16 protein-coding genes are annotated in these 18,542 nt (G+C 73.7%); 2 read left to right on the top strand and 14 right to left on the bottom strand.

Annotated features, from left to right (window positions below):
• Positions 1-50: 50 nt before the first annotated feature.
• Positions 51-1,553, bottom strand: a complete 1,503-nt coding sequence (locus IE244_RS14010) for a long-chain-fatty-acid--CoA ligase (RefSeq protein WP_191873841.1) — start codon at positions 1,551-1,553, stop codon at positions 51-53.
• A 185-nt stretch (positions 1,554-1,738) separates the two neighbouring features.
• Between IE244_RS14010 and IE244_RS14005 the strand changes: the two genes are divergently transcribed.
• Complete coding sequence (locus tag IE244_RS14005; RefSeq protein ID WP_229854089.1) at positions 1,739-2,905, top strand: PucR family transcriptional regulator; 1,167 nt, start codon at positions 1,739-1,741, stop codon at positions 2,903-2,905.
• A gap of 138 nt (positions 2,906-3,043) precedes the next feature.
• Here IE244_RS14005 and IE244_RS14000 read toward each other — a convergent pair whose 3' ends face one another.
• The 3 genes from IE244_RS14000 to IE244_RS13990 form a co-directional block, all read right to left on the bottom strand.
• Positions 3,044-3,787 carry a class I SAM-dependent methyltransferase gene (locus IE244_RS14000; protein ID WP_191873840.1) on the bottom strand — a complete coding sequence of 248 codons (744 nt, stop codon included), beginning with the start codon at positions 3,785-3,787 and terminating at the stop codon, positions 3,044-3,046.
• 123 nt (positions 3,788-3,910) lie between these two features.
• Positions 3,911-4,462, bottom strand: coding sequence for an NADPH-dependent FMN reductase (locus tag IE244_RS13995; RefSeq protein ID WP_191873839.1), 552 nt, complete (start codon positions 4,460-4,462; stop codon positions 3,911-3,913).
• Positions 4,459-5,343 (bottom strand): class I SAM-dependent methyltransferase, encoded by an 885-nt coding sequence (locus IE244_RS13990; protein ID WP_191873838.1) that lies wholly within the window; start codon positions 5,341-5,343, stop codon positions 4,459-4,461. Before IE244_RS13990 ends, IE244_RS13995 begins: the two co-directional genes overlap by 4 nt.
• 110 nt (positions 5,344-5,453) lie before the next feature.
• On the opposite strand from IE244_RS13990, the gene IE244_RS13985 reads away from it, so the two are divergent.
• Positions 5,454-6,446 (top strand): DUF1731 domain-containing protein, encoded by a 993-nt coding sequence (locus IE244_RS13985; protein WP_191873837.1) that lies wholly within the window; start codon positions 5,454-5,456, stop codon positions 6,444-6,446.
• A 6-nt stretch (positions 6,447-6,452) separates the two neighbouring features.
• Here the strand turns inward: IE244_RS13985 and IE244_RS13980 are convergent, their stop codons facing one another.
• From IE244_RS13980 to IE244_RS13935, 10 genes are all read right to left on the bottom strand, one after another.
• A complete protein-coding gene (locus IE244_RS13980; RefSeq protein ID WP_191873836.1) occupies positions 6,453-7,676 on the bottom strand; it encodes an MFS transporter in 1,224 nt (407 codons plus the stop codon).
• Positions 7,677-7,697: 21 nt separating this feature from the next.
• Complete coding sequence (locus tag IE244_RS13975) at positions 7,698-8,630, bottom strand: L-tyrosine/L-tryptophan isonitrile synthase family protein (RefSeq protein ID WP_191873835.1); 933 nt, start codon at positions 8,628-8,630, stop codon at positions 7,698-7,700.
• A 391-nt stretch (positions 8,631-9,021) separates the two neighbouring features.
• A complete protein-coding gene (locus IE244_RS13970) occupies positions 9,022-10,275 on the bottom strand; it encodes a cytochrome P450 family protein (protein ID WP_191873834.1) in 1,254 nt (417 codons plus the stop codon).
• An 11-nt stretch (positions 10,276-10,286) separates the two neighbouring features.
• Positions 10,287-12,113 carry an asparagine synthase (glutamine-hydrolyzing) gene (gene asnB / locus IE244_RS13965; protein WP_191873833.1) on the bottom strand — a complete coding sequence of 609 codons (1,827 nt, stop codon included), beginning with the start codon at positions 12,111-12,113 and terminating at the stop codon, positions 10,287-10,289.
• A gap of 34 nt (positions 12,114-12,147) precedes the next feature.
• Positions 12,148-13,593: an MFS transporter gene (locus IE244_RS13960; protein ID WP_191873832.1), complete on the bottom strand. Its 1,446-nt coding sequence runs from the start codon at positions 13,591-13,593 to the stop codon at positions 12,148-12,150.
• A 14-nt stretch (positions 13,594-13,607) separates the two neighbouring features.
• Positions 13,608-14,411: an ABC transporter ATP-binding protein gene (locus IE244_RS13955; RefSeq protein ID WP_191873831.1), complete on the bottom strand. Its 804-nt coding sequence runs from the start codon at positions 14,409-14,411 to the stop codon at positions 13,608-13,610.
• Positions 14,408-15,484: a FecCD family ABC transporter permease gene (locus IE244_RS13950; protein WP_191873830.1), complete on the bottom strand. Its 1,077-nt coding sequence runs from the start codon at positions 15,482-15,484 to the stop codon at positions 14,408-14,410. The genes IE244_RS13955 and IE244_RS13950 overlap by 4 nt, the downstream gene beginning before the upstream one ends.
• Positions 15,485-15,486: 2 nt before the next feature.
• Positions 15,487-16,551, bottom strand: coding sequence for an ABC transporter substrate-binding protein (locus tag IE244_RS13945; protein WP_191873829.1), 1,065 nt, complete (start codon positions 16,549-16,551; stop codon positions 15,487-15,489).
• Between the two features lie 304 nt (positions 16,552-16,855).
• Entirely contained in the window at positions 16,856-17,473 is a 618-nt protein-coding gene (locus tag IE244_RS13940; protein ID WP_191873828.1) for a sigma-70 family RNA polymerase sigma factor, read from the bottom strand.
• Between the two features lie 274 nt (positions 17,474-17,747).
• Positions 17,748-18,422, bottom strand: coding sequence for a hypothetical protein (locus tag IE244_RS13935; RefSeq protein ID WP_191873827.1), 675 nt, complete (start codon positions 18,420-18,422; stop codon positions 17,748-17,750).
• Positions 18,423-18,542 lie beyond the last annotated feature (120 nt).

Here is an 18,542-nt window from a genome sequence, read left to right as displayed (position 1 = left end):
CATGGGACCACACACGACATGACGGCAACTGAATATTGTGAACAGGTTGTTCACTTCGGTGAGGAGAGCGGCGCGGTGATCTCCCGCTTGAGGATCTTGCCGCTCGGACCCATCGGCAGTGCCTCCGCCAGCCACACCCGGCGCGGGTACTTGTAGGCCGCGACCCGGTCCCGCACGAACTGCTGCAGTTCCTCGGTGTCCGCCTGGGCTCCCGGCCTCAGCACCACCGCGGCGGCCACCTCCTCACCGAGGCGCTCGTCCGGCACCCCGAGCACCGCGGCGAGCGCGACGGCGGGATGCTCGTGCAGCACCTCCTCGATCTCACGCGGGTAGACGTTGTAGCCGCCGCGGATGATGAGGTCCTTCTTCCGGTCGACGATGAACAGATAGCCGTCCTCGTCCCGGCGAGCCAGGTCGCCGGTGCGCAGCCAGCCGTCGGGGACGGTGGCGGCCGTCTCCTCGGGGCGGTGCCAGTACTCCTTCATCAGGTTGGGACCGCGCACGGCCAGCTCACCGACCTCGCCCGGGGCGACGTCCCGGCCGGCGTCGTCCAGCAGCCGGACCTCGACGTCGCGGATGGGCGTGCCGATGGAGCCGGGCTTGCGGGGGCGGTCGGGGTGGTTGAAGGAGACCACCGGGCTGGTCTCGGACATGCCGAAGCCCTCCAGCACCATGCAGCCGAAGCGCCGTTCGAACCCGTGCAGGATCTCCACCGGCAGGGACGCGCCGCCCGAGATGCACATGCGCAGACTGGCGACGTCCGCCGCGGCGGCGCCCGGGTGCTGCAGCAGCGCCGCGTACATGGTGGGGACGCCCTCGAACACGGTCGCCCGGTCGCGGGCGATGGCGTCGAGCACCGTCTGCGGCTCGAAGCGGGGGACGAGGGTGAGAGAGGCCCCGCTGCGGACGGCGACGTTCATGGTGCAGGTCTGCCCGAAGATGTGGAACAGCGGCAGACAGCCGACGATCACGTCGTCGGACGTCAGCCGCTGGACCTCGGTGACGTTGACCTCGGTGTTGTGGCGGAGCCCGGCGTGGGTGAGCGCGGCGCCCTTGGGCCGGCCCGTGGTACCCGAGGTGTAGAGGAGCACCGCGATGTCGTCGCCGGCGGCCGCGGTAACCTCGTACTGCGGCTCCAGGCGCGCCAGTTCGGCGGCGAACGCGGCCGGTTCGACCGCCAGGCGCCGTACCCCGGCGGCGGCCGCCCCGGCCGTGCCCTCTCCGGGTGCCTGGTGCCACTCGAAGAGCAGGACGGCGCCCGAGTCCCGCAGGTGGTACTCGGTCTCGCGCTCCTTCAGGAGCGGGTTCAGCGGCACCACGATGCCGCCGGCGCGCAGGACGGCGTAGTACAGGACGACGAACTCGGGCACGTTCGGCAGCATCAGCGCGACCCGGTCGCCGGTGCGCAGGCCCTCGGTGCGCAGCAGCGCGGCGGCCTGCGCGCTCAGCCGGTCCAGTTCGGCGTAGGTGGTGGTCGCCGTCCCGAGCCGCAGCGCCGGGCTGCCCGGCAGCCGTCGTGCCGTCTCCACCAGGAACTCCGCCAGATTGGCCATGATGCCTCCTCGCACGCACGCTCACCGCGCTCGCGGGGCCCCGCCCCCCGGCGCTCACGCGGGGTCCCGCCCCCGACGCTCACGGCATGGTCGCCCGGACCGTCGCGGGGGTCCATGGCGGCGGCCACAGTTCACCCCCGTCCGAGTTGTTCCAGAGGACAATCGGACCGCCGTACGCTGCGGACATGGGTTTGCAGAATGTGGCCGCCGCGTTGCGTGTGCGCCTTCCGGAGCTGGGCGAGCTGATGACCGAGCGCATCTGTGCGGAGGTCGAGTCGTACGCCGACGACGCGCTCATCCCCTTCGCGTCGCTCAGGGAGTCCTGCGAGGGCAACGCCGATCTGCTCCTCGGCCGTTTCGCCTACGGCGCCGAACCCGATGTGGGAGCCGCTCAGCAGACCGGACGGCTGCGCGCCGAGCAAGGAGTGCCGCTCGCGGACACGCTGCACGCCTACCGGGTCGGTTTCGAGTTGCTCTGGTCGGAGATGGTCGACGAGGCCCGTCGGCATCCGGAGGCGACGGACGCCGAGCTGGTGGCCGGTTCCTCGGAGATCTGGGCCCTGTTCGGCCGGTACGCGGAGGCCGTGGCCGCCGCCTACCGTGAGGCCAGCGCGGAACTGGCGCTGCAGCGCGAGGCGCGCCGCTCGGCCCTGGCGGAGGCCCTGTTCACGGGCGCGCTCGCGGACCGTACGACGCCGTGGGAGGCGGCCCGGCAGCTCGGACTGCCGGAGCGCGGCCCGTACGCGGTCGTGGCCGCGTCGGTGCCGGATCCCGGCCAGGAGCCGCTGCCCGGCATCGAGGCGGCGTTGCGCCGCTCCGGGGTGCCGTCGGTGTGGCGGCTGCTGCCGGACCAGCAGATCGGGCTGGTCTCGCTCGCGCACCGGGACGCGGAGACGGTGAGCCTGCGGGCGCTGCGCCGCCGGCGTGCCCGGGTGGGCGTCAGCCCTCGGTTCGACTCGCTGCGGGACACTCCGCAGGCGCTGCGTTTCGCCCGGCTGGCACTGGCCGGGCTGCCCGCCGGCGGGCCGGGGGTCACCCGGTTCGACGACAGCCCGCTGGCGATGCTGGTGGCCGCGGCCCCCGCGGAGGCCAGCCGCCTGGTCGAGGTCGCGCTGGGGCCGCTCCTGGGACTGCCGGAGGCGGAGCGCGCACGGCTGCTGCAGACGCTGGGGCACTGGTTCGGTGCGGGAGGGGTGGCCGCCGAGGCCGCCGAACGGCTCTTCGTCCACCCGAACACCGTGCGCTACCGGCTGCGCCGGGTCGAGGAGTTGACGGGCCGTTCGCTCTCCGACCCGATCGCCCTGGCCGATCTGGGCGCCGCGATGTACGCCCTGCGCCTGCTGCCCTTCTGAGGGATCGTCCGGGCGCCGGCGCAGTTGCGGGGTCGCCCTGGCCCGAGGGTACGCGCGGCGACCGCGCGTCCGACCCCACGACGCCCTTGGACCGGGGATCGGGGCGGTGGCGGTCCGCCGCGAACCGGTGGGCTGCGGCTAGCCGGTCTCGGTGAGCCGGTACACCGAGACATGGGAGCGGGACTCGGCCGTGAACTCGGCGCCCTCCCAGTCCGCGTGGCGCGACTCCAGCTCGAATCCGGCCAGTTGGGCCATGAGGTCGAGTTCGGACGGCCAGATGTAGCGGTGCGGGCTGCGGTACAGCCGGGCCTGTTCGGTCCCGTCGACGTGGAAGTGGTGCGACACGACCCGCTGGTCGAGGATGTCGTAGGTGTCGAGCCCGATGTAGTCGGTGTCGGTGCGCCACACGGTGGCCGCCCTGCCCGGGGGAAGCGTGCGCAGTTCGGGCACCCACAGTTCGATCACGAACCGGCCGCCGGGTGCGAGATGACGGGCGGCGTTGCGGAAGCACTCGACCTGCCCGGCCTGGGTGAGCAGGTTGGAGATCGTGTTGTAGACGAGGTAGACCAGGGTGTACGCCCCCGGGGCGACCGTCGTCGCCATGTCACCCATGACCACGGGGATCGTGGCCGCGTCGGCCTTGGTCCGCAGTCGCTCCACCATCGGGCCCGACAACTCGATGCCGGTGACGGGCACGCCGCGCGCGGCGAGCGGGACGGCGACCCGGCCCGTCCCGATCGCGAACTCCAGTGCGGCTCCGCCGTCCGCCAGCTCGGCGAGCCGTTCCACCACCGGCGTCAGCACCTCGGGCGCGAACATGCCGGTGCCGGGGGTGTCGTAACGCCGGGCGACGGCGGCGTCCCAGATGTTCTCCTGCTGCATTTCAGCAACGCTGGCCTTCGGCCGGTGGGTTGTCCAGCGAATATCCGCGGGGACTCCCCCACCCCATGCCCCCGACGTGCGGAGGACTCCTCGTGACTCCACCTCTCGGCAGACGGTCCTCCCTCAGCCCTGCGCGGGACGGTGTGCCGCCAGCAGTGCGAGTGTGCTGCCGAGTTGGCGGCGCATGTCCGGATCGGCGATCAGCCCGTCCTCGTCGAGCGTGTCCCGGCCCACGGGGAGCCGTCCGCAGGCCGGTGCGACGACGGCGGCGCCCGTGTAGCCCAGGACCGTCCGCAGCGTGGCCTCCGCCCCCTGTCCGCGACCGGGGGCGGCCGCGTTGATCCACGCGGTCGGCTTGTCGCTGATCTCCGTGCCGCCGACCGTCCAGTCCAGCAGGTTCTTGAACGAGCCCGGCAGCGTGCCCGCGTACTCGGGGGTGCAGATCAGGATCCCGTCCGCGCGCTCCAGCGCCGCCCTCAGGCCGGCGACCGGGTCCGGCAGCGGGTCGGTGTCGTCATCGGGGTTGAAGGGGGGTAGCCGGGCGAGGTCCTCGTACAGATGCGTGTCCACCCCCACCGACGGCGCCACGGCCTGCGCGGTCCGCAGGACGGCGTCGTTGGTGGAGCCGTTGCGCAGGCTTCCGGAGAGCAGCAGGATCATCGGCGTCGACGTCATCCGCCCAACCTACTGCCGGGTTCCCCGGCCGTGCGCACCGGTCCCGACCCCGGTTGGCGCCAGACGAACACCTCGGTGCTGGGCACACGTTCGGAGAACAGCCCCGCCGCCGAGGCCCGAAGGAGCAGGCGGCGCAGGTCCGCTTCGAAGGCCTCGCGGCGGGGGCCGAACAGGTGGGGGGCCGCGTAGGACATGGAGAACGTCCAGGCGACCACGTCGTCCACCGTGCGCCGCAGTTCCTGCCCGCCGGGGACGACGTACCGCTCGGGGCCCAGGAAGCCGGCACCGGCGAGGATCGCGCCCTCGCCGCCGGCCGTGCCCCGCGGCAGCAGCCCTCGGCCGGCCCGGCGGACCGGGCCCAGGTATCGCTTGACCAGTTCCTCGACGTCCGGGTAGGGCACGGCCGGGTACGGCATGCCTGCCGCCGCACGCGTCTGCGTCTTCAGGTCCGACAGGTGCACCAGCGCCCCTCCCGGGCCCAGCATGCCGCGCACGGTGCGCGCCACCCGCTCGCGGTCCATCCAGTGGAAGGACTGGGCGAAGACCGCCACGGTGAACAGGCCGAGGCCGGCCGGGAGTTCCTCGGCGCGCATCCGTACCCAGCGCGCCCTGCCGGCCAGACCGGCGGCGGTGGCCCGGCTCGCGGCCTCGGCGATCATTCCGGCGTCCGGGTCGACTCCGACGGTCTCGCGGAACAGCCCGGCCAGCGGGACGGCGACGGTCCCGGGTCCGCACCCCACGTCGAGGAGCCGCCCGCGCCCGTCGGCCGCCAGTACCTCGGCGAGCAGCGCCACCAGCCCCGGGGCATAGGGCAACCGGCCCCGCGCGTAGTAGCCGGCAGTCCCCTCGAAGAGGGTCTCGTCCCACTCCCAGTCGTCCATCGGGCCAGGATCGATCAGAGCGGGCCACCAGGCAAAGCGATACGCACCCCACGGTTTTGAACGCGTTCAATTATGGGGCTACGCTGTGCCCACCGAACTGAGGGGGCTCGATGAAGGTGGTTCTGCCCGGGGGAACCGGACAGGTGGGCACGATTCTCGACCGGGCGCTGACGGCGGCCGGGCACGAGGTGACCGTGGTGACCCGGCACCCGCGAAGGGACCGGCAGGTCGGGTGGGACGGGGTCACCCTCGGCCGCTGGGCCGAGGTGGTCGACGGCAGCGATGTCGTGATCAACCTGGCCGGACGCAGCGTCTCCTGCCGCTACACCGACGAGAACCTGCGGGCCATGATGGACTCCCGGGTGGACTCGGCACGCGTGGTCGGCGAGGCGATCGCCGCCGCCGCGCGGCCGCCGCGGCTGTGGCTGCAGATGAGCACGGCGACGATCTACGCCCACTGCTTCGACGCGGCGAACGACGAGGCGACGGGCACGATCGGCGGCTCGGAGGCCGGCGTTCCGGAGTACTGGGCGTACAGCGTCGCCATCGCGCGGAACTGGGAGCGCGCGCAGTCCGAGGCGCCGACGCCGGCGACGCGGAAGGTGGCGCTGCGCTCGGCGATGGTGATGAGCCCGGACCGGGGCGGGGTCTTCGACGTGCTGCTGGGACTGGCCCGGCTGGGTCTGGGCGGGCCGGTCGCCGGTGGGGCGCAGTACGTCTCCTGGATCCACGACGAGGACTTCGTCCGCGCGGTGGAGTTCCTGATCGAGCGGGACGACGTCGACGGGCCGGTGAACCTCGCCTCCCCCGGCCCGCTTCCGCACCGTGAGTTCATGCGGGCACTGCGCGCGGCCTGGGGCGTCCCCGTGGGGCTGCCGGCCACGCGGTGGATGGCGGAGCTGGGGGCGTTCGCACTGCGCTCGGACACGGAGTTGCTGCTCAAGAGCCGCCGAGTGGTCCCGGGCCGGCTGCGCGAGGCCGGGTTCGACTTCGCCCACGACGCCTGGCCGCAGGCCGCCGTGGACCTCGTGGGACGGGCCAGGTCGTCCAGAGCGGCCCGTCGCGGACGGGCGGGGGCGGCGGCGTCCCGGTGGCGGAGCTGACCCCGGTCACGGGCGGCGGAGTGGGGCGCGCGCCGCCCGGGTGACCCCCAGCAGCGCCAGCGCGACCACCTGGATCGCGGCCACCACCGTGATCAGCAGGGGAATCGAGTAGCCGTACAGGCCTCCGGTGAGCGCGCCGCCCGCCAGGCTCGCCGCGCCCACCACGCCGGCGAAGAGGCCGTACGCCGTCGCGCGCCGTCCGCTCGGCACCAGGTCAGCGACGGTGGCCCGCAGGGTGGACTCCTGGATGCCCATGGCGGCGCCCCAGACCAGCGAACCGGCCACCGCGACGCCGACGGTGTCCGTGAACGCCAGCAGCGCCACGCCCGCGGTGAGCACGGGCAGGGCGACCAGGACGCGCGGGCCGAACCGGTCGTACAGCCATCCGGTGGCCAGTGCCGCCACGGCGTCCACGACCATCGCCGCCGCGTACAGCACCGGCACCCAGGCGGTGGCCATCAGCCGGCGCTCGACCAGGTGGTAGGAGAGGAGGCCGAAGGTGGCGAAGCCGGTCGTGGTGGCCGCCGTGAACCCGGCGTAGGCCCAGAACGCGCTGGGCAGCCGCCCATCGGCCGGCTGATCCCGCGGGGTGCCGGTGCTCGCCCCGCGCTCGTACGCCTCCGGGTCAGGCACCCGGGCCCTGAGCCACACCAGCAGCACCAGTACGGCGACACCGGGCAGTGCCAGCACGCCGAGCGCAGGTCCGTAGTCACCGCCGGTCAGGGCGAGCATCGCGGCGACGAGGAGCGGGCCGATCAGGGCACCGATCTGGTCCAGGGCCTCGTGCACGGCGAAGCCACGGCCTCGCCCGGTCGCCGCGGTGGCGTGCGACAGCAGCGTGTCCTTGGCCGGGGAGCGCACCGCCTTGCCGACGCGCTCCGCGATCACCAGGGCACAGGCCGCCCACAGCACGCCGACGACGCCCAGAAACGGAACCGACGCGACCGTCAGGGCGTACCCGGCGATCGCCAGCCCCCAGAAGCGCCGGGTGCGATCGGCCAGGGGGCCCGAGACCAGCCGCAGGCCCAGGGCGGCGGCCTCCCCCGCGCCCGTCACCACGCCGACCACCAGGGCGGACGCTCCCAGCGAGGCCAGCAGCGGGCCCGTGACCGACCGGGCGCCCTCGTAGACGAAGTCCGCGAGCAGGCTGACCGTGCCGAACCACACCACGAACCGCCAGGGTCCCATCACCGCCCGCTCCGGACCCGGCCCCGCGTCCTCGATGCTCATGCCCTCATCCTGGCTTCCGGGTCAGGTCTGCCGGAAGTGGCTCGGTCTGCCGTCGGCCGTCACCAGGCGGCCCAGCTGCGCGGCCCGGGCACGCGGCAGCAGCGTCCAGGTTCCGTCCGCCCGGTGCAGGGCGGCGGAGTGCCAGGGGGTGGTCCAGGCGTCCGGGGCGTCCAGGAGGCGGATGCCGAACTTCGCGGCACCGACCGGCTGGGGGTGGATGGACAGTCGTACGGCGGCCGGATGGTGCTCGGCGACCAGGGCACCCCAGGCACGGCTGCGCTGGAGCACCGCGTACGCGCGCTGCCGGCAGGCGCGTTGGAGGGCTGACCGGGTTCCGGGGTACCCGGCGGTGTCCTCGACGAGGAAGCGCGTGATGCCCCGGTAGAGGGCGCGTGCGTGGTCGTCGGCGTGCACCTCGGCGCGCAGGGTGTCGACGGTGGGGGCGTGGTGCCGGTGGACGCGGGCGCGTTTCGCGTCGTACGGCAGGTCGCCGAGGACGTCGCGCAGGTCGAAGACGGAGAGCCGGGTGAGGCCCAGGCGGGCTATGAGGCCGCGCAGTTCGTCGGCGTAGGCGTCGATGTGCGGGTCCGGGACGTGGATGACGTCGCCGAAGACGTGTCCGTCGGAGCAGATCACGATGCGGGCGCCGGGCGGGTGGATCCGCTCGATGTCCGTGCAGAGCCGGTGCAGGAAACCCAGGGACAGGCGTTCACCCTGGTCGGGCAGGCGGCCCAACACCTTGGCCGGGTTGGGGGACTTGCAGGGGAAGGCGGGGAGGGTGAAGACGACCGGGGCGCCGTCGCGTACGAAGTCCCCGATGCGGCGCAGCTGGTGGGGGAACGCCTGCACGGGCGCGGGGGTCCGCTCAGTGGTGCGGTGGTGGGGCAGGAGCAGCCTGAGGATGGCGGCGCTGATGCGCGTGGGACGGGGGTCCGGCGCGGTCGTCAGAGGCATGGGGGTCTCCGGGAAGCGGGAATCGGGAAGGGAGAAGCGTGGGGATGTGCCGGTGTGCCGGCCCGCGAGCCCGGCGCATGGTTCGCCGGCGGGATGCGGCCGGGCGCCCGTGGCGTCCGGAGGGGGCCGCCGGCGGGACGCGTGCGCCAACCCCCCTCGGGCCGGTCGGCGGGGGCCCGTCCGTCACCAGCGCGGACTCGGTCCGCCCGGGGCGTACGCCCCGGGCCCGCCGCGATCGGAGGCGGGCGCTACGACACCGTCGGTCCGGCCGGCGGCAGAGGCGGGCGGTACGCGGCCGTCGGCCCGGTCGGCGGAAGGGGCAGCCGGTACGGGGCCGTCGGCCCGTTGGGCGGAACGGGCACGTGCTCCGCCCTCTCCGCCGGGGAGCGTGTCAGAGGCGCTCGTCGTAGTCGACCGGCAGGTGGTCGGTGCCGCGGGCCAGGACCGCCGGGATCCACTCGATCTCCTCGTCGGCGACGGCCGGACGCAGGCCCGGCAGTCTGGACAGGAGCGTGCCGAGGGCGATCTGGAGTTCGGCGCGGGCTAGGGCCGCGCCGGGGCAGAAGTGGATGCCGTGGCCGAAGGCGAGGTGGGGGTTGGGGCTGCGGTCGAAGTCCAGGGTGTCGGGGTCGGCGAAGCGGCGCGGGTCGCGGTTTGCCGCGCACAGGGAGACGATGACGGAGTCGCCGGCCGGGATCCGGGTTCCGTACAGGTCGCTGTCCTGGTCGAAGAAGCGCCAGGTGGTGAGCTCGAAGGCGCTGTCGTAGCGGATGAGTTCCTCGACGGCGCGGGGAAGCAGCGACTGGTCGTCCCTCAGGCGGGTGAGCTGGGCCGGGTGACGGAGCAGCGCGATCAACGCGGTGGTGATCTGGTTGGTGACCGGTTCCTGGCCGGCGACCAGAAGCTGGAAGATCATCGAGTCCAGCTCCGCCTGGGACAGTTCATGCCGGTCCCGAGCCGCGACGAGGCCGCTGAGGAGGTCGTCGTCCCGGTGCGCGCGCTTGTGCGCGACGACCTCGGCGATGTAGTTCTGCAGCCCGTGCAGGCGGGCCTCGTACAGCGGGCGTCCCGGATCGGCCGGGCCGACGGGCTGGACCACCTTGCCCCAGTCGCGGTCGAAACGCGCGGCCTGCGTCGGTGGCAGGCCGATGACCTCGGCGAGCACCTGGAAGGGGAAGTGCGCGGCGAAGCCCGCGACGAGGTCGGCGGGGCCGTTCCCGGGCAGGTCGTCGACGAGTCGGTCGGCCAACTGCCGCATGCGCGGGCGGAGCCGCTCGATCCGGCGCGGGGTGAAGGCGTCGGTCACGAGGCGCCGCATGCGGGTGTGCTGCGGCGGGTCCTGGTGCAGCAGGTGCACCTGGAGCTGGGAGTGCTGGGGCTCGGGCATGATCGAGGCGCGGGCGCGCCAGCGGGCGTTGCCCCGCTCGTGGTTCTTGCCGAGACGGTCGTCGCCCAGCGCGGCGTGGGCGGCGTCGTATCCGGTGACGAGCCAGGCCTGGACGCCGCTCGGGAACAGGACGCGGTGGACCGGCCCGTCCTCGCGCATCCGCGTGTACAGCGGGTAGGGGTCGCGCTTGTAGGGGCAGCCCATGAGCGGGACGGGTTCCCGTGTGTCCGCGGTGGCCGTCGGTTCCTGGGGGGTCATGTCCGGGCTCCTCACAGGGCGAGTTCGGGTCGGTGGTGGTCCAGCCACAGGGCGAGGTCGACGACGCGTTCCAGACGCAGCCGGTGGCCCCACCGCAGCCGGTCGGGCGGGGTGTCGAGGCAGGGTTTGATGCGGGTTTCGTCGGCGAGGTCCCGTACCTGCGCGCTGGCCAGGGCGTCCCGTGCCAGGTTCTGCAGGCCGCGGTTGTAGTCGGGGTGGTGGGTGGCCGGGTAGTGGTTCTTGGGCCGGTGCAGGACCGAGTCGGGGGCGAGGCCGGTGCCCGCGGCGCGCAGGAGGCTCTTCTCCCGGCCGTCGTGGCTCTTCAGCGACCAGGGCACGTTGAAGGCGTACTCGACCAGCCGGTGGTCGCAGTACGGGACCCGCACCTCCAGGCCTCGCGCCATGCTCAACCGGTCCTTGCGGTGCAGGAGTTGGCGCAGCCAGCGGGTCAGGGACAGGTGCTGCATCTCGCGCTGCCGGTGTTCGGCCGGTGTCTCGTCGTCCAGGTGCGGCACGTCGGCCAGCGCGCCGCGGTAGGTGTCGTCGCGGAACTCGGCTATGCGCAGGCCGAGTTCGGGGTTGAGGGGCATGGCGGCCTCGTCGCCGGTGACCAGCAGCCAGGGGAAGGTGTCGGCGGCGCGGGCCTCGGGGCTGTGGAACCAGGGGTAGCCGCCGAACACCTCGTCCGCCGCCTCTCCGGACAGGGCGACCGTGGAGTGCCGGCGGATCTCGCCGCACAGCAGATACAGCGAGGTGTCCATGTCGCCCACGCCGATGGGCGAGTCCCGCGCCACGACGACGGCCCTGCGGTGCTCGGGGTCGAGCAGGGCGTGCGGGTCCAGTACGACCGTGCTGTGGTCGGTGCCGATGAACTCGCCGGCCTCGATGGCGTACGGGGTGTCGTGCCCGGTGCGCAGGACGTCGCCGGTGAACCGCTCGGCCTGGTCGCTGTAGTCGACGGCGTGGGAACGGATGCGGGCGTCCGGGCCCTCGCGCAGACGGAGTTCGTCGGCGAGCAGCGCGGTCAGGACGGTGGAGTCCAGACCGCCGGAGAGCAGGCTGCACACCGGGACGTCGGCCTCCAGCTGGCCACGGGCCGCGGTGCCGACCAGGTCGCCGACGCGTTCGACGGTGGTGTCGAGATCGTCGGTGTGGGGTGCGGCCGCCAGCTGCCAGTACACGCGTTCACGCACGCCGTCGCGGTCCAGGACCAGGTATCCGCCGGGCTGCACCTCCCGGACCCCGGACCACAGCGTCGGCCCGGTGTTGAACAGCAGGCTGTAGGCCTCCCTCAGTCCGTCGGCGTCCACCCGCGGCCGTATCTCGGGGTGGGCGAAGAGGGCCTTGGGCTCCGAGGCGAAGGCGAGGCCGCCGTCGACCCGGGCCCAGAAGAGGGGTTTGACACCGAGCCGGTCCCGCACCAGCACCAGCTTCTGGGCCCGCTCGTCCCAGACGGCGAAGGCGAACATGCCGTCCAGGTGCTCGGCGGCGCCTTCGCCCCACTCCGCGTAGGCGCGCAGCACCACCTCGGTGTCACTGCGGGTGCGGAAGTCGTGTCCGCGGGCGCGCAGTTCGGTTCGCAGCGCGTGGTGGTTGTAGATCTCGCCGCTGTAGCTGAGCACGAGGGCGGGTGCCTCGGGCCGGTCCGGCATGGGCTGTGTGCCGCCCGCGAGATCGATGACGGCCAGCCGGCGGTGGCCGAGGGCGGCCCGCTCGCCGAGCCAGATGCCGCCGGCGTCGGGGCCGCGGGGGGCGAGCGTGGCGGTCATGGCCTCGATGACCGGGGTCCGGGCGCGGGCGTCGCCGTGGAAGGACGCCCAGCCGGTGATTCCGCACATGAGTACTCCTGGATCAGGGGAAACGGTTCAGCGATCAGCGGGGATCGGTGTCGGGACGCCGGCCGGGCAGCGCGAGCAGGGGTACGGCGAGGCAGGCGGCCGTGGCGGCCAGGGCCAGTGCGGCCCGGGCGCCGGCTGCCGGGCCGGTGATGCCCCAGGCGGCGGTCGCGAGGGCGGGGCCCAGGGCGAAGCCGAGGCTGCGGGCGAGTTGCACCGTGGAGCCGACGGCGGCGATCCGGTCCGGTGGGGCCGCGCCCATCACGAGGGCTTGGGTGGGCCCGCCGTTCAGGCCCATGCCGATGCCGGCCACGGCGAGGCGCCAGGCCACCGCTGCGGGCGACCAGTCCGCTCCCAGCGACAGCAGCAGGAGCAGCCCTGTCGCGGTGAGCGCGGCGCCGGTGACGGCGACCGTCCGGGGTCCGCAGCGGGCCGGCCCGCTCGCGCGGGACCGGTACGGGGAGGCGTCGGCCAGGCGCCCGCCTAGGGGGCCGGCCAGGGCCATGCCGAGCGGGAAGGCGAGCATCGTGAGCCCTGTGGTGGTCGCGCTGAGCCCGTCGTCGCGCTGCAGGTGCAGGGCGACGACGTAGTGCATGGCGGCGAATCCGGCCGCCAGCGCCAGGACCGCGCCGTGTGCCCGCAGCAGCCCGGGGACGCGCAGCACACCGACGAGGGGCCGGCCGCCCGCGCCCCGCAGCCACTTCCACAGCGGCGGCAGGGCGGCGGCGGCGAGCAGCAGCCACCGCGGGCCGTCCGCGGCCAGGGTCAGCGCCAGCAACAGCGTCGCCACGCCGACGGCCAGCAGCGCGGTGTCCCCCAGGGACCGCCGGGAGACGCGCGGCCTCGCCGCACGCGCGCGAACCTCCCGCACCGGCCGCGCCCCGGGCATCGCCAGCACGGCGAAGGCCAGGGCGCAGAAGGGCAGCTTGACCAGGAAGACGGAGCGCCAGCCCAGGTGGTCGAGGAGCAGCCCGCCCACGGCCGGTCCGAGCATCGCGCCCAGCGGTCCCAGCGTGGCGGGCACGCTCATCGCCCGTGCGCGCAGCTCCGGCCGTACCGAGCGCATCGCGAGCACCGGCATCGACACGAAGAGCACCGCGCCGAAAGCGCCCTGGGCGATCCGGGCGGCGATCAGCCAGGCCGCCCAGGGAGCGGCGGCGCTCAGGGCGCCGCACAGTCCGAAGCCGGCGGTCGCGGCCAGCACGGCACCGCGCGTCCCGTACCGGTCCAGCAGGCGCCCGGCGGGCAACAACAGGGCGACTACGGACAGTTGACAGCCCAGTGCGGCCCACTGCGCGGTCGCGGCGGACACGTGCAGACCGTCGGCGATGTCCGCGAGGGCCACGTTCACGATGCTCATGTCGAGCATCGCCACGAACGACAGCACACCCGCCACCGCGACGTGCAGCCAGCGATCCTCGCCCACGGGTGCGGGGCCGGCCCGCCCCGGCTCGGGACGGTGCGGTTTCACGCTTCCGGACATGGCACGTCTGCTCCTCAACGCCATGACGGGACTTCCTGCTTCGGCTGGGCCGGGGTCCGGTGGTCGAAGGCGATCAGCGGGTCACCGGTGAGCGGGTGGTCGACCACGGCCGCGCGCACGCCGAACACCTCGGCCAGCAGCGGCGGGGTGAGCACCTCGCGGGGCGGTCCGGAGGCGATCACGGTCCCGGCGTGCAGGACGTGCAGCCGGTCGCAGACGGACGCTGCGGCGTTGAGGTCGTGCAGCGACACCAGAGCCGTACGGTGCCGGCCGCGCAGCAGGGCGAGGAGTTCGACCTGGTGCCGGATGTCGAGGTGGTTGGTCGGCTCGTCCAGGACCAGGACGTCCGGCCCCTGCGCGAACGCCCGTGCCAGAAGCACCCGTTGCCGTTCACCACCGGACAGGGCGGTGAACCGGCGTCCGGCCTGACCGTCCATGCCGACGTCGGCGAGAGCGCGGGCGACGACGTCCCGGTCGGTGGCGTCCTCGCCCGCGAACGCCCGCTTGTACGGCGTACGCCCCATGGCGACGACCTCACGCACCGTCAGTTCGAAGTCGGTGCCGCGCTCCTGCGGCAAGGCCGCGACATGCCGGGCCGACCGGGCCGAAGACAGCTCGCGGATGTCGGTGCCGGCCAGCAGAACCCGTCCGGCGGCCGGTCTCAGGTGCCGGTACACCGTGCGCAGCAGCGTGGACTTGCCGCTGCCGTTCGGGCCCACGAGACCCGTGATCTCGCCCTCGGCCGCGACCAGATGCGCGCCCGCCACGACCGTGCGGCCCGCGTAGGCCACCCGCAGGTCCTCGATGTCGATCCTCAACTGTCGCTCCCCAGCCGCCGGTCCAGCAGATACAGCAGGGCTGGAGCCCCCAGCAGGGAGGTGACCACCCCGACCGGCAGCTCCTGCGCGTCCATGGCCGTGCGGCAGACGATGTCGACGACCACGAGCAGCACGGCGCCGCCGAGCGCGGAGACGGGCAGCAGCCGCCGGTGGTCGCCGCCGACGAGCAGCCGGCAGACGTGCGGCACCATCAGCGCGACGAAGGCGATCGCCCCGGAGACGGCGACGAGGACGCCGGTGAGCACGCTGGTCACCGTGAACAGTTCGCGGCGCAGCCGGGTGACGTCGACGCCGAGCCCGGCCGCCGTCTCGTCGCCCATCAGCAGGGCGTTCAGGCCGCGGGCGCGGGCCTGCAGGCACAGCCAGGCGCCGGGTACGGCGAGGGCCGGGAGGGCGAGGAGGTCCCAGTTCGCCCCGCCGAGGCTGCCCATGAGCCAGAAGAGCACGCTGTGGGTCTGCTGCTCGTCCCCGGCCCGCAGCACCAGATAGCTGGTGAAGCCGGACAGGAACTGGCCGATGGCGACCCCGGCCAGCACCAGGCGCAGCGGCGCGAACCCGCCGCGCCGGGCGGCCACCGCCCAGACGAGCGCGAAGGTGGCGAGCGCCCCGGCGAAGGCCGCTCCGGACAGGCCGATGCCGAGTGTCCCGCCGGTGCCGAGGCCGAGCACGAGGGCGGCGACGGCGCCGAGCGAGGCACCGTTGGAGATGCCCAGCAGGTAGGGATCCGCGAGCGGGTTGCGCACCAGCGCCTGCACGGCCGTACCCACCAGACCGAGCCCGGCTCCGACGAGCGCGGCGAGCAGGGCGCGGGGCACCCGGAGCTGCCAGACGATCAGGTCGTCGGTACCGGGCCTCGGTGTGGCCCCGGTCAGTCTGCGCCCGACCACGCTCCACACCTCGGCGGGTGGGACGGAGGTCGACCCCCAGGCCACCGCCGCCGTCAGGGCCAGCAGCAGGACGATACCGAGGACCAGCAGCAGCGGCCCGGCGGGCAGGGTGCGCGCGTCCCCGGCCGTGCCGGTGTCCGCGCGCCGCGAGAGAGCGGACCGCACGGCTAGCCGACCTTTCGCGGGTAGAGGGTGCGGGCGATCTCCCGTACGGTGTCGGCGTTCTGCACGCCGGCGATGGTGGTCCGCTCGGAGCCGATCCGCAGGAAGTGGCCCGCCTCGACGGCCTTGAGCCCCTTCGTGGCCGGGTTGCTCCTGAGCCACTGTTCCGCCTCGTCGAAGGCCCGGTCGTTCGCCGCGGCGCTGCCCCGGTCACGTACGCCGAGCTGGATCCAGTCCGGGTTCTTGGCGATGACGTCCTCCCAGCCGGTCTGCCGGTAGTCGCCGTGGCAGTCGGCGAAGACGTTGCGGGCGCCGGCGAGGGTGATCACGGCGTTGGCGACCTGGCGGTCGCACACGACGGTGGGCTGCTTGGTCCCGGCGTCGTAGTCGAAGAAGAAGTACGTCGGGCGTTCGCTCGGTGCGATGCCGCCGATCGCTTTCCGGACCGCGTCGACCTTCGCGCGCATGCCGGCGACGAGTTCCCGCGCCCGCGCGCTCGTGCCGGTGACCGCGCCGAGGGAGGTGATGTCCGACTCGACGGCCGACAGGTCGGTGACCGGTTCGGTGCTGCGCGCGGCGCAGGCGGTGGACTTCAGGTAGAGGTGCTTGATGCCGGCCGCCTTGAACTCGTCCTCGGTCGGCGCGTCACCCATCCCGCCACCGCCCATGCCGCCCATCGCGGCGAAGGTGTCGAGGTAGAGGTCGGCACCGGAGCCGAGCAGCTTCTCCTTCGGGATGACGCTCCGGCTGAGCACCTTGACCTTCTGCGCCCGCGCGTCGAGCGGACCGGGCAGTGTGCCCTTGCCGGGCGGGAACCCGGTGCCGACCACCCGGTCCCCCACACCGAGCCGCAACAGCAGCTCCAGGCCGGAGGCGTTGCTGGTGACGATCTTCCGGGGCGCCTTGGCGAAGGTCGTCGCGGCGCCCGCGCAGTCGGTCACGGTCACCGGGTAACCGCTGGACACGGCCGCCCCCGCACCACCGTCCTGCCTCCCACCGCCGCCGCAACCCGCCACCAGCAGGCCGCCCAGTACGACGGCCGCCGTACCGCCCCACACGCGAGAACGCATCGAACAACTCCAGGTTCCACTCGGTACGCGGGTGAACCTCCGTCACCCGGTCCAGTAGTCGGGGCGCGGGCGCCGGGAGTTCCCGGAGGCCGGAGATCCGGTTCGAAAACGTCCGGAACGGGTTCGAAGGGGGCGCCGGTCGCACATGAAGGGCGGCACGATCCGGCTCCGGAGGTGGCCCTGGTCGCACGCGAAGCACGCCACGATCCGGCTCGAAGGGGGCGCCAGTCGGACATGAGGGGCGCCACGGTCCGGCTCGGAGGGTGGCGTCGGCCCCGTGGGGCGGGCGCCACCCTCCGGACGGTCAGGCCGCCAGCGTGGCGGCGGGCCGCTCCGCGGCGTCGAGCAGGTCCGTCAACGTCGCCCGGGCACGGGCCACTCGCGAGCGGACCGTACCGACGGGACATTCGCTGACCGCGGCGGCCTCCGCGTAGGGCAGGCCGAGCAGCTGGGTGAGGACGAACGCCTCCCGGCGCTCGTCCGGCAGACAGGCGAGCAGGTCCAGCAGGGCGATGCCGTCGTCGAATCCGGGCAGGTCCCGCGGCTGGGCCGACTCGACCGCCAGTTGCCAGTCCGCCACGTCGGACAGCCTGGGCCTGGCGGCGGCGTACCGGTAGCTGTCGATCACCGCGCGGCGTGCGATGGACAGCAGCCAGGCGCGGGCCGAGGAGCGGCCCTCGAAGCGGTGCAGGCTGCTGATCGCGCGCAGGAACGTGTCCTGCGCGAGGTCGTCGACGGCCTGGGGGTCGGCACAGAGGTGGGCGACATAGCGCTGGACGTCGCGGTGCAGGGCACGGACGAAGTGCTCGACCGCTTCCGGGTCGCCGCCACGGGCGGCCAGCGCCCAGGCGGTTATCGACTCGTCGGCGGATACCGCCGGGTCGTACGCGGTCCGCGGTGCGGGCAGGACAGGAGTGATCACCTGGTGTCCTTCTCGGGTCAACCGTGACCGGACCGGGGCGCGGGTGAGCGCGGACGGTCCGGTGAGTGAGGGGACGGTCCTACGTCGCGCGACACCTGCAGCACAGGGCTGCGGCCGGATCGCCGGGGCACGGCAAGTGCTGCGGCACGGCAGTGCTACGGCATGGCAGTGCTACGGCATGGGGGCGCTGTGGCACCTGGGCGCCACGGCGTGTGCGCGGACGTATGACCGTGGCCCGAGGCGCGCAGGGGCGGCCTCGGGATACCGGCTGTCTTCAGACGACAGCGGTCCCCGCGGGAGGCCCGCGCGAGGTGATCGCGTGGATGAGGAGATCGAGGCTGGGCTGCCGGTCGGAACGGGGCCGGCGCAGACGCCGGTCCGGGCGGTCGCCGGTGACCGGCAGGGCCAGCAGCAGCCGCAGCGGCGCGGCCAGCCATCCGGCCACGGCCCGCAGCACACGGAACGCGGCCCTCTCGCCGTACGCCAGCCACAGCCCGGTGAGGAGCGCGGCCAGCAGGTGGGCGGCCAGCATCCCGAACGACGAGGTGTCGCCGCCCATGGCGTGCCCCATGTGCGCCATGTGACGCATGGAGGTGTGCCCCATGTGTCCCATGTCCATGGAGTCCATCGGCATCGACCCCATGTGCGTGCCCGTGCCCGCGAGTCCGGACGCCGGGGGCAGCGGGCTCCCGGACGCCGGCTGGGCGAGGGAGAACGCCGTGTGCAGCGCCGCCTGGGCGGCGACCACGAGCGGGACGACGAGCCACGGGCCGCGCTCACGGCCCGTCAGACACCAGCCCACACCGCCGGTGGCGGTCAGGCCTGCGGCCAGCGTCCAGGCGGGAACATCCTGCCCGGACATCAGGACGTGGCCGAGGGCGGCGAGCACGACACAGACGGCCGCGAACACCGCGGCCCGTACTGTGCGCGAACACCACCCTGCTGTCATGTCGCCCCATCCTCGCATCCCGGCTCTCGTCGTCATGCGGAGGTACGGATACTGCCCCGCCGACGCACTCACCGCACCGGACGTGGCACACGTCACCGGCGCGGCACGGAACCAGCGGGC

It is taken from the genome of Streptomyces filipinensis (assembly GCF_014649495.1).
GTDB classification, from domain to species: domain Bacteria; phylum Actinomycetota; class Actinomycetes; order Streptomycetales; family Streptomycetaceae; genus Streptomyces; species Streptomyces filipinensis.
This window is presented reverse-complemented; position numbering and strand designations above follow the sequence as displayed.

Bases quoted from the DNA above. Each gene is read 5' to 3' on its own strand.
- IE244_RS14010 (WP_191873841.1), bottom strand. From the start codon at position 1,553: ATGGCCAATCTGGCGGAGTTCCTGGTGGAGACGGCACGACGGCTGCCG.
- IE244_RS14005 (WP_229854089.1), top strand. From the start codon at position 1,739: ATGGGTTTGCAGAATGTGGCCGCCGCGTTGCGTGTGCGCCTTCCGGAG.
- IE244_RS14000 (WP_191873840.1), bottom strand. From the start codon at position 3,787: ATGCAGCAGGAGAACATCTGGGACGCCGCCGTCGCCCGGCGTTACGAC.
- IE244_RS13995 (WP_191873839.1), bottom strand. From the start codon at position 4,462: ATGACGTCGACGCCGATGATCCTGCTGCTCTCCGGAAGCCTGCGCAAC.
- IE244_RS13990 (WP_191873838.1), bottom strand. From the start codon at position 5,343: ATGGACGACTGGGAGTGGGACGAGACCCTCTTCGAGGGGACTGCCGGC.
- IE244_RS13985 (WP_191873837.1), top strand. From the start codon at position 5,454: ATGAAGGTGGTTCTGCCCGGGGGAACCGGACAGGTGGGCACGATTCTC.
- IE244_RS13980 (WP_191873836.1), bottom strand. From the start codon at position 7,676: ATGAGCATCGAGGACGCGGGGCCGGGTCCGGAGCGGGCGGTGATGGGA.
- IE244_RS13975 (WP_191873835.1), bottom strand. From the start codon at position 8,630: ATGCCTCTGACGACCGCGCCGGACCCCCGTCCCACGCGCATCAGCGCC.
- IE244_RS13970 (WP_191873834.1), bottom strand. From the start codon at position 10,275: ATGACCCCCCAGGAACCGACGGCCACCGCGGACACACGGGAACCCGTC.
- asnB (WP_191873833.1), bottom strand. From the start codon at position 12,113: ATGTGCGGAATCACCGGCTGGGCGTCCTTCCACGGCGACGCCCGCGCC.
- IE244_RS13960 (WP_191873832.1), bottom strand. From the start codon at position 13,593: ATGTCCGGAAGCGTGAAACCGCACCGTCCCGAGCCGGGGCGGGCCGGC.
- IE244_RS13945 (WP_191873829.1), bottom strand. From the start codon at position 16,551: ATGCGTTCTCGCGTGTGGGGCGGTACGGCGGCCGTCGTACTGGGCGGC.
- IE244_RS13935 (WP_191873827.1), bottom strand. From the start codon at position 18,422: ATGACAGCAGGGTGGTGTTCGCGCACAGTACGGGCCGCGGTGTTCGCG.